The 15,374-nt window shown below is 45.2% G+C and carries 14 protein-coding genes; 5 read left to right on the forward strand and 9 right to left on the reverse strand.

Features of this window, described 5'->3' with window-relative positions; genetic code table 11:
- Positions 1-180: 180 nt before the first annotated feature.
- The 4 genes from PN836_RS15145 (at position 181) to PN836_RS15160 (ending at position 5,710) form a co-directional block, all read left to right on the forward strand.
- Positions 181-2,361 carry a TonB-dependent receptor gene (locus tag PN836_RS15145; RefSeq protein ID WP_395339763.1) on the forward strand — a complete coding sequence of 727 codons (2,181 nt, stop codon included), beginning with the start codon at positions 181-183 and terminating at the stop codon, positions 2,359-2,361.
- Between the two features lie 15 nt (positions 2,362-2,376).
- Positions 2,377-3,222: an alpha/beta fold hydrolase gene (locus tag PN836_RS15150; RefSeq protein ID WP_395339765.1), complete on the forward strand. Its 846-nt coding sequence runs from the start codon at positions 2,377-2,379 to the stop codon at positions 3,220-3,222.
- Positions 3,215-4,381 carry a M20 metallopeptidase family protein gene (locus PN836_RS15155; RefSeq protein ID WP_395339767.1) on the forward strand — a complete coding sequence of 389 codons (1,167 nt, stop codon included), beginning with the start codon at positions 3,215-3,217 and terminating at the stop codon, positions 4,379-4,381. Before PN836_RS15150 ends, PN836_RS15155 begins: the two co-directional genes overlap by 8 nt.
- 105 nt (positions 4,382-4,486) lie before the next feature.
- Entirely contained in the window at positions 4,487-5,710 is a 1,224-nt protein-coding gene (locus tag PN836_RS15160; RefSeq protein WP_395345686.1) for a DEAD/DEAH box helicase, read from the forward strand.
- A gap of 14 nt (positions 5,711-5,724) precedes the next feature.
- On the opposite strand, the gene PN836_RS15165 is transcribed toward PN836_RS15160, so the two are convergent.
- From PN836_RS15165 to lptM, 9 genes are all read right to left on the reverse strand, one after another.
- Positions 5,725-7,605, reverse strand: a complete 1,881-nt coding sequence (locus tag PN836_RS15165) for a M14 family zinc carboxypeptidase (protein WP_395339770.1) — start codon at positions 7,603-7,605, stop codon at positions 5,725-5,727.
- Positions 7,602-8,579 (reverse strand): hypothetical protein, encoded by a 978-nt coding sequence (locus tag PN836_RS15170; RefSeq protein ID WP_395339772.1) that lies wholly within the window; start codon positions 8,577-8,579, stop codon positions 7,602-7,604. The genes PN836_RS15165 and PN836_RS15170 overlap by 4 nt, the downstream gene beginning before the upstream one ends.
- A 261-nt stretch (positions 8,580-8,840) precedes the next feature.
- The gene (gene yghU / locus PN836_RS15175; RefSeq protein WP_395339774.1) at positions 8,841-9,689 is read right to left on the reverse strand and encodes a glutathione-dependent disulfide-bond oxidoreductase; all 849 of its coding nucleotides are present in this window, start codon (positions 9,687-9,689) and stop codon (positions 8,841-8,843) included.
- Positions 9,690-9,699: 10 nt separating this feature from the next.
- Positions 9,700-10,425: an HAD-IA family hydrolase gene (locus PN836_RS15180; RefSeq protein WP_395339777.1), complete on the reverse strand. Its 726-nt coding sequence runs from the start codon at positions 10,423-10,425 to the stop codon at positions 9,700-9,702.
- Entirely contained in the window at positions 10,422-11,372 is a 951-nt protein-coding gene (locus PN836_RS15185; protein ID WP_395345689.1) for a tyrosine-type recombinase/integrase, read from the reverse strand. The genes PN836_RS15180 and PN836_RS15185 overlap by 4 nt, the downstream gene beginning before the upstream one ends.
- An 85-nt stretch (positions 11,373-11,457) precedes the next feature.
- The gene (locus PN836_RS15190) at positions 11,458-12,228 is read right to left on the reverse strand and encodes a DUF484 family protein (RefSeq protein WP_395339780.1); all 771 of its coding nucleotides are present in this window, start codon (positions 12,226-12,228) and stop codon (positions 11,458-11,460) included.
- Entirely contained in the window at positions 12,225-13,085 is an 861-nt protein-coding gene (dapF, locus tag PN836_RS15195) for a diaminopimelate epimerase (protein ID WP_395345692.1), read from the reverse strand. Before dapF ends, PN836_RS15190 begins: the two co-directional genes overlap by 4 nt.
- A gap of 154 nt (positions 13,086-13,239) precedes the next feature.
- Entirely contained in the window at positions 13,240-14,499 is a 1,260-nt protein-coding gene (lysA, locus tag PN836_RS15200) for a diaminopimelate decarboxylase (protein ID WP_395339782.1), read from the reverse strand.
- Positions 14,500-14,501: 2 nt separating this feature from the next.
- Positions 14,502-14,633 carry an LPS translocon maturation chaperone LptM gene (lptM, locus tag PN836_RS15205; protein ID WP_395339785.1) on the reverse strand — a complete coding sequence of 44 codons (132 nt, stop codon included), beginning with the start codon at positions 14,631-14,633 and terminating at the stop codon, positions 14,502-14,504.
- 251 nt (positions 14,634-14,884) lie between these two features.
- On the opposite strand from lptM, the gene rraA reads away from it, so the two are divergent.
- Complete coding sequence (gene rraA / locus PN836_RS15210; protein WP_395339787.1) at positions 14,885-15,373, forward strand: ribonuclease E activity regulator RraA; 489 nt, start codon at positions 14,885-14,887, stop codon at positions 15,371-15,373.
- Position 15,374: the final 1 nt, after the last annotated feature.

Here is a 15,374-nt window from a genome sequence, read left to right on the forward strand (position 1 = left end):
TATACTAGGGTCTGTTGATCTTTGCTCTATGGATTTTATTAAGCACTGCAAAGCACGATGGCTATCCAGGTGCAAGATTAAAAAATGCAAATTGCAAAACAAAGAATGTGTTCATAAAAAGCATGTAGAGAATTTTACCTGCACACTTGGTGCAATTAACCAACCGATATAGGTACTCGCATGAAGTTCTCGATTATTGCTTTAGCAGTCAGTGTCTCACTTTTAAGCAACCTTACAACAATGGCTGTAGCACAACAAAGCAATCCAAATGCCTCAGCGTCAGACGAACGTCAGATTGAGCTGATTGAAATTACGGCAAGAAAAAAAACCGAAACCGCTCAGTCAGCGCCCATTTCTGTATCAGTGTTAGGCGGATTAGATCTTGAGCGTGCAGGTATTGATAACTTTGACTCAGTATTGGCGACTGTGCCAAATGCCAGTCAATCGGGTGGAATAGCCGGAGGCTTGCAAGGCCTCATTAGTATTCGCGGAATTTCAACTTTAGTTCGTTTTGTCGGGTTAGAAACTGGCGTTGGTTATTATGTCGATGGAATTTACGTTGGACGCCCAGAGAACTTCAATCAAGACTTAGTCGACATCGACCGTATCGAAGTCCTTAGAGGACCTCAAGGTGCAGTATTTGGAAAAAATACCATCGCTGGCGCGATTAACATTATTACGCGCACGCCTGACGAAAACAATCAGGCATATGTGGAAGCGCAGTACGGTAATTACAATCATATGCGACTCAAAGCGGGGATAAGTGGGGAGCTAACTGAGAATCTATTTGGGTCCCTATCAGGGAGTATTTTTAAACGCGATGGAATTATAGAGAACAGTTTCCCGGGTGGTGATGACTTAGATGATGCGGACTTAACGACCTTACGCACAAAGATAAAATACCAAGCTTCAGATGCCGTAGAGCTAGTTTTCGCAGCAGATTTACTTAAAGACAGGAGCAACCCTGCCTTTTTCGAAGTCCGTGATGCTGCGTTTTTAGATGATCCCAGTGAATCAACGCCATTTACGGTCAACAGCGACCAGCCGAACTTTTTAGATAGAGATATATGGGGAGCATCACTTAGCGTAAACGTTGAATTGTCGTCTGGTACTTGGGAAACCGTTTTAGCGATGCGAGATACCTCATTTGATGCCGGTATTGATGACGACAAGCTTCCCGTTCGTTTTTTTGTTGATGAGTTTTCAAGCGACACAGATTTTCAATCTCTCGAATCGCGATACAGCAGTCAAATAGGAGATACACAGTATCAAGTGGGTGTGTATCTCTTTACACAAGATGCCGATAACATTTCAAATTTCGCGCTTGGTGACTTTTTGACAGGTGTGCCGGGTGTGGAGCCTCCAATTGACTTAACGAGTTCAGTTGATACTGACAGTTACGCCCTCTTTTTTAATACGGATACCCAGCTCTCTGATGCACTATCACTAGAGATTGGAGGGCGCTACGTGTCCGAAGATAAATCGGCTTTCCACTTACAAGAGGACCAAACTGGGATATTTGGCACAACGGATTTCTCAGCAGATAGAAGCGACAGTGATTTTTCACCGATAGTATCTCTGTCCTACAGTTTATCTGACAACGCGATTGCCTATACCCGTTATGCTGAGGGTTTCAAAAGTGCGGGTTTTAATACCGACTTTATTTCAGCGGGTGCAAATTTGGAAGTGGAGCCGGAAACTGCCACTTCTGTAGAGGCCGGCCTGAAAACTTTCTTCTTTAATCGTGCTATTAATCTGAACGTGGCTGCTTTCCAAACTGATTATGAGAACTTGCAGCTTGCACAAATTGTCGGTGCCGGGGTATCTCTAAATAATGCGGCTGAAGCAGATATTCGTGGGATTGAACTCGACTTTACAGCATTAGTGGGGGATTACTTTGATGTATATGGCAATATGGGCTATCTCGACGCTACCTACGATGATTTTCCAGGTTGCCCTGCTCCAGGCGCGATTGAAATTACGCCACAAGAGAACTGTGCCGGTAACTTCTTGAATATTGCGCCAGAATGGACCGCAGGCTTTGGTGCTCAAATGGTTTATCCACTAGCGGGCTTGGAAATGGATTTAGTATTACGTGCAGATTACAACTATCGCTCCGAAGTGTTCTTTGAACCACAAAATGAAACCCGCTTGTCAGGTGACTCTCGTAGCATAATGAACCTTCGAGTCGGGCTGATGGACGACGTCGGTTCTTGGGAAGTGTTTGCCTGGGTCAATAATCTGTTTGACGAGGAGTATGTAAACTTTGCAGACGATCGAAGCGGGATATTCGTGCCCACAACAGAGGCCTTCGGCGCACCACGAATGTATGGCGTAACTGTGCGAATGCGATTCGAATAGAGGGAGGCCACAGTTATGTTTGAGCATACTAACGCAATTGAAAAAGATGGGTTGAAAATTGCCTACGGACTGAGCGGCAACAATGATTTAAGTGTCAAACACACACTAGTATTTATTCATGGCAACACGGCTAGCAAAGACGCTTTTGTACATCAAATAGAGGCCTTAAGTGAACAGTATCAAGTATTGGCGATTGATTTGCCGGGGCATGGTCAATCGGGGAATGCGACAGACCCCCTACGCCAGTATACGATCAGCGAATATGCGAAATCTTGCGCTTATGTTCTCGAGCAACTTGCTATCTCATCGCCAGTCATCGTGGGATGGTCACTGGGCGGGCATATTTGCATAGAAATGCTTGCCCAAGGCTTCAAAGCATCGGGGCTGATGATTACCGGCACGCCGCCTATTGCCCCTGGACTTAGTGATATACCTTCAGCATTTTTACAAAATGAAGTGATGGCGCTTACAGGAAAAGCTGAATTTACAGACGAAGATGCGCAGCTATATCTTAGCGCGCTGTACGGGGAATGTATCAGCCCATCGTTAGTAGCGGCCGCTCAAAGAACCGATCCACAAGCCAGGAATGCAATGACAGCAAACTGGGCGCAAGGCGATGATGGGGCCGACCAAAAGGCATTTGTCGCGACTTGGAACAAACCTATTGCTATTGTTCATGGCCACGACGAACAATTTGTTAATTTATCATATTTGGAGGCTTTGCCAATTAGAACGCTATTCGAAGGAAGGATTTACATAGTCAATGACGCAGGACATGCCGTTTTCTTGCAACAGCCGAGCGTGTTTAATCAGTATCTGTCTAACTTCGCAGCGCATTGCTTTGGAAGCAGCAATGACTAATACACTGATCAAACAAACTGCTGAACAAATGGTGCAATTGCGACAGCGCATTCATCAGTATCCAGAGCTTGCTTATCAAGAGTTTCAGACGGCCAACTTAGTAGCGCAGGAACTAAGATCATACGGCTTGCATGTCACCACAGGTATTGCAGAAACAGGCGTGGCGGCGTTGTTAAAGAAATCAGATGGCCCTACAGTTGCATTTCGAGCGGATATGGATGCTTTACCTATAGTTGAGTCAAATGCGCTCGCTTATTGCTCTTCTCACGCAGGAGTGATGCATGCCTGTGGGCACGACGGTCACACGGCTATGCTGCTTGGGGCGGCTAAGGTACTCTCACAAATGGATAGCTTTGCGGGGAATATTTTGTTCATATTTCAGCCCGCAGAAGAGAATGAAGGCGGCGCGAAATCAATGCTTGATGCCGGCCTCTTTGAGCAGTTCCCAGTAGATTCTATTTATGGTTTGCACAACATTCCTGGAGTGCCCTTGGGCACCGTTATGGCGCAGCCGGGCCCAGTTTCAGCGGCCTTTGATATTTTCGATATTGCTATTGAGGGAAGAGGTGGTCACGGCGCTATTCCCGATTTAGCCGCAGATCCTATTGTCGCAGCAAGCGCATTGATCCAGTCATTCAATACCATTGTGTCTCGCAAAGTGAGTCCACTGGACAGTGCTGTAGTATCTATCGGCAAATTAAGCGCGGGTGATACTTACAACGTAATCCCCGAACGTGCCGACATAAAAGGTTCATGTCGCTCATTCAATCAAAATGTTCAAACTTTACTAAAGCAGCAAATCCTGAATATGTGTCGGCATGTCGGGCAAGCGTATGGGGTGAACATAAGTTGCAAGTACGAAGAAAAGTATCCTGCTGTAATCAACGATGAAAACGCAACCAAAGTATTGCAAGAAGCGGTGCACGAATGGTTGCCTAAAACCAGTATGATTACTGAGTTCAAGCCCTTTATGGGGTCAGAAGACTTTTCTTATTTTCTCAATGCAAAATCAGGATGTTACTTTGGACTTGGCAATGGCGAAGATAGCGCAGCATTGCATACCCCTCAATATAACTTTAACGATGCGCTTTTAGAAAAGGGTATTGACCTTTGGGTAGCCATCGCAAAACAGTGTTTTTCTCCGACAATTAATCCTTAAGAATATGAGTCGAAGGTGGATCTAGTGCGCATTGTTTGCTCAATTGACTAGCTTGCTGTACTCTGCGCGCTTTACAGCAAATACAAGTGGTTATTCCCTATCATTATCACATTTTCGCAGCTTGGCCTTCACTCTGATTTACTCAAAGCAATAGCTGATCAAAATTATCAAAGCCCTACGCCTATTCAACAACAAGCTATTCCGGTGCTGCTTACTGGAAAAGACGTACTGGCAGCGGCACAAACCGGAACAGGGAAAACGGCCGCCTTTACCTTGCCCCTTATTCAAAAGCTACATACTGAAAAGCTGCCTTGCAAAGGTGGCAGATGCAAAGTACTTATTCTTACGCCAACACGCGAGCTGGCGGCCCAAGTGGCCAACAATGTTGAAACCTATAGTAAATATACCAGGCTTAAATCTGTAGTGGCATTTGGTGGAGTAGGTATTAATCCACAAATGATAAAGCTAAAACGCGGTTGCGACTTTTTGATTGCAACGCCTGGCCGATTGCTGGATTTGTATCAACAAAACGCCGTTCGTTTTGACGATATTCAAACCTTTGTGCTTGATGAAGCTGATCGTATGCTGGATATGGGCTTTATCCATGACATTAAACGAATCATCAAACTTTTGCCGAACAAACGTCAGAATTTACTCTTCTCAGCGACATTTTCCGATCCAATCAGAAAGCTTGCCGCAAATATTGTGCATGAGCCTGTAGAGATTTCGGTTGCGGCTAAAAACACGACCTCTAGTAGCGTAAATCATAGCGTTGTGCATGTATTAAAGGGCAATAAGAGCAAGTTGTTAGCGGAGCTCATCAATATTGAGAAGTGGCAGCAAGTATTGGTATTCTCTCGCACAAAACATGGCGCCAACCGCATCGCTAAACAGCTCAATGCACGAGATATCAGTGCAGCGGCAATTCATGGAAATAAGAGCCAAGGGGCGCGCACCAAAGCATTAGCTGAGTTCAAATCGGGTAAGGTACGCGTGCTAGTGGCTACCGATATTGCGGCCAGAGGCATCGACATCAAACAATTGCCTCAAGTCGTTAATTTCGATTTACCCAATGTGGCTGAAGACTATGTGCATCGAATTGGCAGAACAGGCCGTGCTGGTGAAACCGGTCAAGCAATATCCTTTGTAACAGAAGAAGACATTGATTTAGTGGCCGGGATCCAAAACCTGATCAAACAAGTCATTGAAGTCAAACACATCAAAGGCTTCTCTCTTAGCAGTCCACTAAAAACACCTGATCTAAAGGCGGTCAAGGCAAAACGGCCAAAGAAGCCAAAAAATCGAAGGTCTACTGCGAATCACAGATAAAGCGTCTGTGTACTTCAAAATATGTAAAGTTTGGCTATCCGTTTGATACCAAAACGCCTTCGGTATGCGCCAATAGAAAAAACAACACATAAAAACACAATATTGATTGACCCACCACCGCCAGTTTCTGGCGATGCTGGCGCGTTAGGGCTTGGCGGTGGAGCTGGTGGAGATATTGGTGTGAATAACTCACTGCCATCATCAATAAGTCGCAAAGCTTTGCTTGTGCCTCCGGTATCGCTAGCATCATTTCCATTACTATCTTCGAAACCCGTCCATGCGCCGTCTAACCAGTCCACATTGGTAGATGAATCTGCATCCAGAGCTTGACCGGTAAAATCCTGAGTATCAACAGCAAGTGCGAGTAAAGAATGGCTTGACCAGTCAAAGTCCGCAGGGAGAGTAAATGGTTGAATGAAGGTATCGGTTTTATAGTTTACATAGTCGCTTTGGACAGCCCATTCTCCTTGGGTAGCGTCCAGTGTATATAGCGCATCCTGTCCATTTATGATCCCTTCTAGCGATAACTGGATATCGAGAGCATCGCTGATATTAGAAAACCCCACTACTTGTTCACCGTTAAGCTGACGCATGGGCTTATTAAAGCGAACAAGCATTTGGTATTGTGTGTTGCCTACAATCGGACTGTTTGATGCAATATCTAAGACGCGTTGTTCACCTTGTTTTGTAAAATCGCCTTGAAACACAGTTGCTTGGTCGCTCATGCGAATAACTTCCAAGCCCACAACAGCAGGTGGAAATGCCGCTGCATACAAGCCCGCCACCGTGGCTCTGCTTATTTCGCCCCGCATCCTATCGACTTCTGAATTAGGTAGGACGAACCCGCCATGAGAAACACCTGTTCCGCCATATTGGGCGTTTGAGCTAGCAGGCTCAATCTCTAGTGTAAATGACATAGCTTGGTATTGATTGGCAAAGAATTCATCGGTGGAACCTATGCCTGAACCTGCTGCTCGCTGACTGTAGGCATATTTGTAACTATTGGCTGCGCGCATAATGCTACCAAGGATTTGGCTTAATCGATTTCGCCTTGCATTACTGGTTGATGGAGCAATGTAGACTTGCGTAAACGAATGGGTGTCTATGTAAAACCGTAGTCTATCTTCATTTGAGACAAGGGCAGCCTGCTGAAGCGCGAGCGTCTCAGGTTCAGACGCGGCAGCTGTGCCATGATAAACAAGACTTGATTCACTGCTTGAACTGCTATTGCTTGTAGCCCAGTAAGGGTTTAGGTTACGATTGAGATCGATGCCATTTAGATTATCGAAAGCGCTTTCTAAGTCCTGGTCAACATTGCGCATGTTTTTCCGTCTCATGCGCCCGTCTCTTGGGGTTTGTACAGATGCGGTTACCTGCTCAGCAAAGCGCTGTGTCTGTATAAATCCGTCAATATTAAGCACTGGAATAAGCACCAACTGACTGTTTTCTAAAATGAACTGGACGACGTGTTGATCTGTTTGCGCTTCATGTAAAAACTCCATCAAGCCCGTGATTGCTTCGGGAGTTTGCCATTCTCTCGCATGGATACCACTATTGATGAGCGCTGCGCCCTCTTTAAATCCCTCAGAGGTTTCGTCGTTATTGTCACCAAAACGGTAAGCATAAATCGGCAGTCCGTTTATGGTATCGCCTATCTGTATTTGTTGAACAAGCTCTGATGTTAGGGCTAGCTGCAGATGCCTTAAATTTAAACTGCTGTAAGTACGAAAACCGTCGACAGGGGTCAGTGAGTCAATAGGGAGGGGGACTTCATAGCCAAGAGGAATTTCAGTGGGGCCAGCTTCGGTGTTGGTATATTGGAAGGTTTGCCCCACGGCAGGTAGCGTGCTTAACAGTGTACAAATGAGAAAAGACCATCTATAAAAGCTGATCATTTGAGCGCCGCCTTTTGAAGTTGTTTGATTGCCAGTTTCGCGAATGGTGAATTGTCACGATTATAGCGCTCCTGCAAAGCGCGTCTGAACGCTTCGTTTTTGACGCGTTCAAGGGCCGCAACCGCGTGTAATTGATGCTTTTTGTTATCTAGCGCACTTAAGATAAGTGCTTGGGCTAGTTCATCATCCGAATAATGAGTGGCTAGCGATAATAAAGCTTGCGAACTGAGTTTTGGCTGCTCAATCGCCTGTGCGAGTTGCTCAACTGCTTCATAGTGTTCGCTCTTCAGTGGCAGTTTTTGCAAATATTGATACGTAAATTCGTCTGGTGGGCTCTTTAGAAAGTGAGCAAACAAATCTTGAGAATAATGCTTGGATAACAAAATACTTATCGCATGATTGTCCTCAAACTCATTCATTAACCCTTGCTCTATCAACTCAATTGCAATGGCGTTTGCTTCCGTTGGCTTCAGCGTCTTCAAAAATGCAATGACTGCGTCTGAGTGTGCGTCGTCAACACTCAACCACGCAGCCCAATTAAGGCTTTGATTTGCCCATTCACTTAGAACTTTTCGCTTTAGCTGAGACACCTGACGAGTGTAAATCGCACTACTGGCAGCAAGTGGAATATTAATAAAAGGTATGACTTTGCCGGGGTGCTCGGTATAACTGCCTTGAACCATTGTCTGATTATGCTGCATGTCGTTGAGCCATGTTTGATGATGAGTCTCTATTGTTGCCGTGTAGCTTAAGGTTCGTATCCATAAATCGGTCAATATGGCGCGATTAGTATCATCCAGTGCCCTCAGTGCAGCCTCTATTTCTTGTCTGGAGCGCATTTTCAGAATCAGCTCGGCGTTGGGATTAAGTGCTTGAATTCGCTCTCGCAGGTGACTCTCAGATAGGGTGATGCTGACATCAGCGCCTATTAAAACTGCATTGCCTTGGATGGCAAGAGCCGGGTGTATGCTCATATTGATGAGCAGCAAAAAAGCGGCGGCGACTGTTTTTTTTAAACCGCAGAGTCTATGTAATTGACAAAAGAACGTATGTCCGATTTTAAGCATGACTTTGCAAGACCATTGTGTAGCTCACAATGGCCTTAGCTTAACACAAAAAGAGGAGAGCGACCGACTCTCCCCTTTTACAGGACAATAGTGGTTTATAAGATTCAGAAGTGCTAAGGAGTGCGTTAGATATCCACAAAGCATATAAAAATGGCTTAAAACCGCGAACTACACAAGTCCCTCAAAATCCGTTTTCGAATGGCGCTCTTTTAATTGTTTGTCTTCTTCGCCCCATACTTTATTAACAAGCCGACCACGTTGGACTGCAGGGCGCTCAAGCAATTTTTGGGTCCAGCGCTGTAGGTGTTTATACTCTTTTACTTGCAAAAATTCGCCAGCTTCATACAAACTGCCATGAGCCAGTAAACCGTACCATGGGAATATGGCCATATCGGCAATGGAGTATTGGTTTCCGGCGATGTACTCGTGATTTTCTAGCTGTTTGTCGAGCACATCGAGCTGGCGTTTTACTTCCATGGCAAAGCGGTTGATTGGATATTCGTATTTTTCAGGTGCGTAAGCATAAAAATGCCCAAAGCCGCCGCCTAAAAATGGCGTGCTGCCCATTTGCCACATCAACCAATTAAGGGTTTCTGTTCGGTCATGGCCTTGTGCCGGTAAAAACTGCATAAACTTTTCCGCCAGGTGGATCAATATGGAGCCCGACTCGAACACTCTGAGCGGAATATCACCAGAAAAATCCATGAGTGCCGGAATTTTTGAATTCGGATTCACGCCCACGAAACCGCTTGAGAACTGCTCTCCCTCTTGAATGTTGACTAACCAAGCATCGTACTCGGCTTCATCAAACCCGGCCTCAAGTAGCTCTTCAAGCATAATGGTGACTTTTACGCCGTTTGGTGTTGCAAGGGAATATAGCTGAAATGGATGTTCACCCACTGGAAGTTCTTTTTCGTGAGTGCTACCTGAGATGGGGCGGTTAATATTTGCGAACTTGCCGCCGCTGCTTTTATCCCAGGTCCAAATGTTTGGTGGCGTATAAACGTCATTGCTCATTCTGCATTCCTCATTCTTTGGCGATTAGTGTTTTGATTTCTTTCAATGATGCTAGCTGCACATGAGGCAGGGTCAGTGCTTGTTCATTATTTAAATTCATTGGTCGGTCGAAGGCAAACCACGCTGTATTGAAACCTGCTCGAGTAGCGCCCCAGATATCTTTTTCTAAATTATCTCCAACATGCAGTATTTGACTGGGTTTTAGCTGTAATCTTTCACATGCTGCCTCAAACATATCTGGATAGGGCTTCATTCGCATGCCTTTGCCTGCATGCAAAACGTGATCGAAGTAAGTTTCAATGCCAATTTGTGCCAGGTTTACGTTTCCATTTGTAATAGCGACTAAGGGCACTTTCCGAGCAAGTCGCCGCAGTGCCTTATGCACGGATTTATCGAGTGAAAAGTCGCTTCGTTTAAAATAAAAGGTTTCAAAGCAATCGCTCACCGCCGCTGGGATTTGTTCGCTTGGCATATCCACACTTAAAAAAGCTTTGGTCAGTGTTGTGCTTCTAAGTGCCCCCATGTCATGCTTTAAGGCAGGCGACTCAGCTAGCGCCTCTCGTTTAAAATAAAACCAATCGTTACTGCTCAAATGTGCAGCCAGAGGATAGCGCGCCTTAATATGCGCGCGCAGGTGTTGCTCTGCCTCTACAATATATGGCCAATTCGCATAAAGGGTATCGTCTAAATCGAAAGTGACGGCAGATATTTTGTTGATGGTTTTGTAGACAATCATTTCTTTTTCGCCCGCGGATGGGCTTTATCGTAAACTTCAGAAAGATGTTGAAAGTTCAAATGCGTATACACTTGGGTGGTACTTAAATTAGCGTGCCCCAACAATTCTTGAACTCCTCTTAAGTCATTGCTCGACTCTAATACGTGAGTGGCAAAAGAATGGCGCAAGGTATGCGGACTTATTTGTTGGTATAGAGTTTGTTTTTTTGCCCAGTGGTCGAGGCGATTAGCGACTTGTCGATTCCCTAAGCGTCTTCGTTGCTTTGACAAAAATAGTGCCTGCTGCACGTCAGCGTTTTGCGCAGATGCTTGGTCGCCACTATTCATGTTTAAATGTGCTTCTCGGCGAGGTAAATACTTTGCTATGGCTTCAACGGCTTTGCGGCCAATGGGCAGCATTCGCTGCTTACTTCCTTTACCCATTACCTTTAGCATAAACTGCCTTGAAGCCAATGCAGGGTTATCACGAAGCGCATTTATTTCACTGACGTCCAGCATGTTTAGGCTTGTAAGCTCTGATAATCGAATACCACAACCGTAGAGTAGTTCGAACATAGCCTTGTCGCGCGTTGCAAAAAAATCATCGCCTTCAAAATCGAGTAGCGCGCCCATCTCGTCAACATTCAATTGCTTAGGTAGCGGTTTGTTTTCCTTGACCCCATGCACACTTTTGGCTGGATTATGTGTGATTTCCCCTATTTTGAGCAAATGTTCACAAAAGCTGCGAAGTACGGTTAGCTGTAAATTGATACTGCGCGCTGACAAGCCTCGTTTGTTGCCAAGTTGAAGCACCGTTTTACAATCATCTATCGTAATGGCTTGCCAGCCCTTCCATTTTCCCGCTTGTTTTAACATGCTTACAATCAAGGTTAATTGGCGACGATAGTTGGCGATGGTGTGGGGTGAAAGCTGGCGCTCAATTTCGCATTCGCGCAAAAAACTCGCCATCAAAGCGTCAATGACTTGTTCATTCTCCTTAGACACGCGCTGGGTATGATCTGATTTGGCGTCGTTAGTCATTAGACGCCTTTGCTTAAAGGAGTTTAGGCAAGTGGAAAGACAGAAAATCGCGCAAGTAGCTAAGCAAAGTAGTGTCCATATCAGGTGTAAAATGCAGCGGATCTTTGCTAGCAATCGCCAATAGCGCAATAGGTTTATCGTCGCCAATGGTCATCAACGCAACTGACTCAGCCACTTCATCTGGAAATAAGACATTCTTTTCGTTTTGCCCCAAGCGACCAAAATAAAAGTCTTTTCCGTTGAGTTTCTTGTCTAGCAGCGATCGTTGCTGAATCTCCGAAATGCGACCGTTATCGCTTTGAACGCTGCCAGCATTTTGTGAGAACGGATAAATATGTGCTTCACTTAAGCCCAAGGACTGACATAGCTCTTCATGTAAAACATTCTCCAGCGCACTAAAGTCGGTACACTTGATCAAGGCTAAGTTGAGTTTTGCATACGTTGAGTAAATCAGCTCATTACGCTTTGCATTGGCAATCAACTTATCTTGTTGTTTCTTTAAGGTTTTTATCTTGTCTCGGTACTGCTCAGACTGAAGTTGTGTCAGTGACACTACGCCTTTATTAGTATGATGAACGTGCAGCTCTGCAAGTACTTCTGGGTAGCTCAGAAAAAAATCAGGGTGATCTTGCAAATACACCGCCACGTCATGCGCAATGACCTCGCTGTTATTCGCTAAGGTCTGTTTGTTCTTGCTTGCGTTAACGCGCTTTTCATCAGAATTAGCTTCGTTCATATCATCAAACGCGAGTTGCGACGTTTCTGAGCTTACATTGTTTGTCATAAAGGAATTTGTCCATCATAAATATGTTCTGCCGGGCCAGTCATCTTAAGCACAGAGTCGCCGCCTTGCCATTTAATCGTTAGTTTTCCGCCGGGTAAGCTTACTTCGACCTCTCTTCCCAGTTTACCTTGGATTTGGCCAACTGCAACCGCGGCGCACGCACCGCTCCCACATGCTAGCGTCTCGCCAGTACCCCGTTCAAATACGCGCAGGCGAATTTCGCTATCATTAACAATTTGCATAAAGCCAACATTGACCCCCTCGGGAAAACGTTCATGTTGACCAATATACTGACCGACACTCTCTACATTTGTGGTTTCTATATCGTCTACTTCGATTACGCAGTGAGGATTTCCCATGGAAACCACGCCGCAAAAATAGGTGTGTTCATTGCTAGTTGTTCCAGCATTATTTGGTGAATAAGATTGCTCAATTGGATAAGGGCCGCGAATAATATAGGTGTTTTCCTGCTTATTCGCTTGAAAAGGTATTTGGGATGGGTCAAAAGCTGGCTTGCCCATATTTACCGTAACCAAATTATCTTTTTCTAAATATAAAACCATGCGACCGGCTTTGGTGCTCACCACGACTTTGTTGCGGTTAATTAAGCCCTTTTGTCGCACAAAACGCGCAAAACATCTGGCGCCGTTTCCGCACTGCGAAACCTCGCTGCCATCAGCATTAAATATGCGATAGTGGAAATCTTGATCTGGGTCGTAAGGCGGCTCGACCAATAATAGCTGATCAAAACCAACGCCAAAATTGCGATCTGCAAGCTTTTGAATTTTGTCTTTGGAGAAAAACACGTTTTGTGTCACGTTGTCTATGACCATAAAGTCATTCCCGAGCCCGTGCATTTTGGAAAAATTAAGCACGGGTTTTTTCGCATGGCGATTAGGCTGCTTACTATGAGAGTGCTGATTCGGCGCTCGGTGAGCTTGCGACTGATTATTCTTATTGTTCGATGCGTTCATCATTGTCCACTTGTTCTATTACTGCGACGTTGTTCCTTTATGGAATGATATGTTCGTCTTTGAACAAATCGGGTAATGTTTCACGTTCTCTCACTACCACTGTTTTTGCGCCATCTACCATGATTTCAGGAGGTCGACAGCGACTATTGTAATTACTCGCCATGACAAAACCATATGCACCAACGCTTTTTACCGCCAATAAATCGTTTTGCGCAATGCACAACTTGCGATCTTTGCCGATAAAATCTCCGGTTTCACATACCGGCCCTACCACATCATATACAGCTGCTTCTTTGTTGCTAAGCTGCTTTGAGCGACTGACTTCCTCTATTTTTTGCCAAGCGCTATAAAGCGCTGGACGAATAAGATCGTTCATCGCTGCATCCACTATCGCAAAATTCTTTTCTTCGCCCTGCTTTAAAAACTCAACTTTGGTGACCAATATACCCGCATTGGCTGCAATGGCTCTGCCGGGCTCCAATATTAGGCTTAGGTGCTCACGGCCTTTCATCTTCTCAGCCATTGCTGCTGCGTAATCGCGTGGATGAGGCGGATTTTCATTATCGTAAGTTACACCAAGACCGCCGCCTACATCCAAGTGCTCTATGTCAATTCCGAGCGTCGCAAGCTCATCAATTAAGTGTAAAAGTTTTTCCAGCGCATCAACAAACGGCGAAATGTCTGTTAACTGTGAGCCAATGTGGCAATCCATGCCCACAATCTTTAAGTGGCTAAGGGCTTTTGCTTTTTGATAGGTGCTAATGGCGTCTTCATGGGCAATACCAAATTTATTCGCTTTTAAACCGGTTGAGATGTAAGGGTGCGTTTTAGCATCTACATCTGGGTTTATTCTCAGCGATATCGAGGCTTGCATATCAAGGTCTGCAGCAACCTGATTAATTCGTTCGAGCTCGGGAATAGATTCCACGTTAAAGCACTTAATGCCCGTTTCTAAGGCGTATTTAATCTCTTCAGGCGTTTTGCCTACACCAGAGAATACTACTTTGGCTGGGTCACCACCGGCAGCGATTACGCGAGCAAGCTCTCCGCCCGAGACAATATCAAAACCAGACCCTAGTTTAGCCAGCACCGAAAGTACGCCTAAGTTAGAATTGGCTTTCACGGCGTAACATATCAGGTGTTTGTGCTTACTCATTGCATCATTAAAAGCGTGCCAATGACGCTCTAGCGTAGCGCGAGAATATATATAGACTGGCGTTCCATGTTCAGCAGCGATAGCGCTCACTGGCGCATCTTCTGCGAATAACTCTCCGTTTTTATAGTTAAAATAATCCATGTCTAGTCCTTATTTTCAGAACTAGTCTGCTCAGGAGGTGTTGATTCTTGCGCCTTATTTTGTTCGGCTTCTTGTTCGGGCAGGTATAAAGGACCACGCTGTCCACATGCGACTGTTCCAAGGAGCAGAAGCATCAGACAAGCCGACCTTAAATATGTCGATTTTTGGATGTTCACGGGCTTTTAAATATATAAACTTCTAATACCGCAACATTGCACTGCCAAGCTTAAAAATGCAAGTAGAATAGGCCTTTAAGCGCGTTTTGATTTTATATTGTGACGCGAATTAGCGCGTATTGCGCCGGTGGAAGATTTCACAAATGTTTACTCACTCAGGTTTTTCTACTAGGGTGATAGTGTTTACTCAATGTAAGAGCCAATCATTTATGGATATCAATACCTCAGAGCTTTGCGACATGTATGCCGATAGCATCGATGTGGTTGCCCCTATTTTTACCAATTATGGCGGTGCGTTTTCCTACGCAGGTGAAATCACAACCATCAAATGTTTTGAAGACAGAGGTCTTGTTGACAAAGTCCTTGCGAGCAGTGGCGTAGGCAAAGTTTTACTCATAGATGGGGGCGGCTCCACCCGAAGAGCGTTGCTTGACGCTGATAATGTGCAACTGGCGGTTGAAAATGGCTGGGAGGGGATTATTTGCTATGGGGCTATTCGTGAAGTAGATTTGATTGAGGAGTTTGATATTGGCGTACACGCCGTCAATGCAATTCCAGTAGCGGCTGAGAGTCGAGAAATTGGCGACCTTGATGTTGCCGTTAACTTCGCTGGGGTCACGTTTTTACCGGAAGATTTTGTTTATGCTGACGGCACGGGCATCATTCTCTCGCCCGAGCCGCTCGAAATTCCAGAGTAAC

The sequence above is a fragment of the Ningiella algicola genome (assembly GCF_028401415.2).
In the GTDB taxonomy this organism is placed as follows: domain Bacteria; phylum Pseudomonadota; class Gammaproteobacteria; order Enterobacterales; family Alteromonadaceae; genus Glaciecola.

What these genes read in the sequence shown, in the direction of transcription:
- PN836_RS15165 (WP_395339770.1), bottom strand. Translation starts at nt 7,605, where the DNA reads ATGATCAGCTTTTATAGATGGTCTTTTCTCATTTGTACACTGTTAAGC.
- lysA (WP_395339782.1), bottom strand. Translation starts at nt 14,499, where the DNA reads ATGGATTATTTTAACTATAAAAACGGAGAGTTATTCGCAGAAGATGCG.
- PN836_RS15150 (WP_395339765.1), top strand. Translation starts at nt 2,377, where the DNA reads ATGTTTGAGCATACTAACGCAATTGAAAAAGATGGGTTGAAAATTGCC.
- dapF (WP_395345692.1), bottom strand. Translation starts at nt 13,085, where the DNA reads ATGCACGGGCTCGGGAATGACTTTATGGTCATAGACAACGTGACACAA.
- PN836_RS15155 (WP_395339767.1), top strand. Translation starts at nt 3,215, where the DNA reads ATGACTAATACACTGATCAAACAAACTGCTGAACAAATGGTGCAATTG.
- PN836_RS15170 (WP_395339772.1), bottom strand. Translation starts at nt 8,579, where the DNA reads ATGAGCATACACCCGGCTCTTGCCATCCAAGGCAATGCAGTTTTAATA.
- PN836_RS15190 (WP_395339780.1), bottom strand. Translation starts at nt 12,228, where the DNA reads ATGACAAACAATGTAAGCTCAGAAACGTCGCAACTCGCGTTTGATGAT.
- yghU (WP_395339774.1), bottom strand. Translation starts at nt 9,689, where the DNA reads ATGAGCAATGACGTTTATACGCCACCAAACATTTGGACCTGGGATAAA.
- rraA (WP_395339787.1), top strand. Translation starts at nt 14,885, where the DNA reads ATGGATATCAATACCTCAGAGCTTTGCGACATGTATGCCGATAGCATC.
- PN836_RS15185 (WP_395345689.1), bottom strand. Translation starts at nt 11,372, where the DNA reads ATGGCGAGTTTTTTGCGCGAATGCGAAATTGAGCGCCAGCTTTCACCC.
- PN836_RS15145 (WP_395339763.1), top strand. Translation starts at nt 181, where the DNA reads ATGAAGTTCTCGATTATTGCTTTAGCAGTCAGTGTCTCACTTTTAAGC.
- PN836_RS15180 (WP_395339777.1), bottom strand. Translation starts at nt 10,425, where the DNA reads ATGATTGTCTACAAAACCATCAACAAAATATCTGCCGTCACTTTCGAT.
- lptM (WP_395339785.1), bottom strand. Translation starts at nt 14,633, where the DNA reads ATGCTTCTGCTCCTTGGAACAGTCGCATGTGGACAGCGTGGTCCTTTA.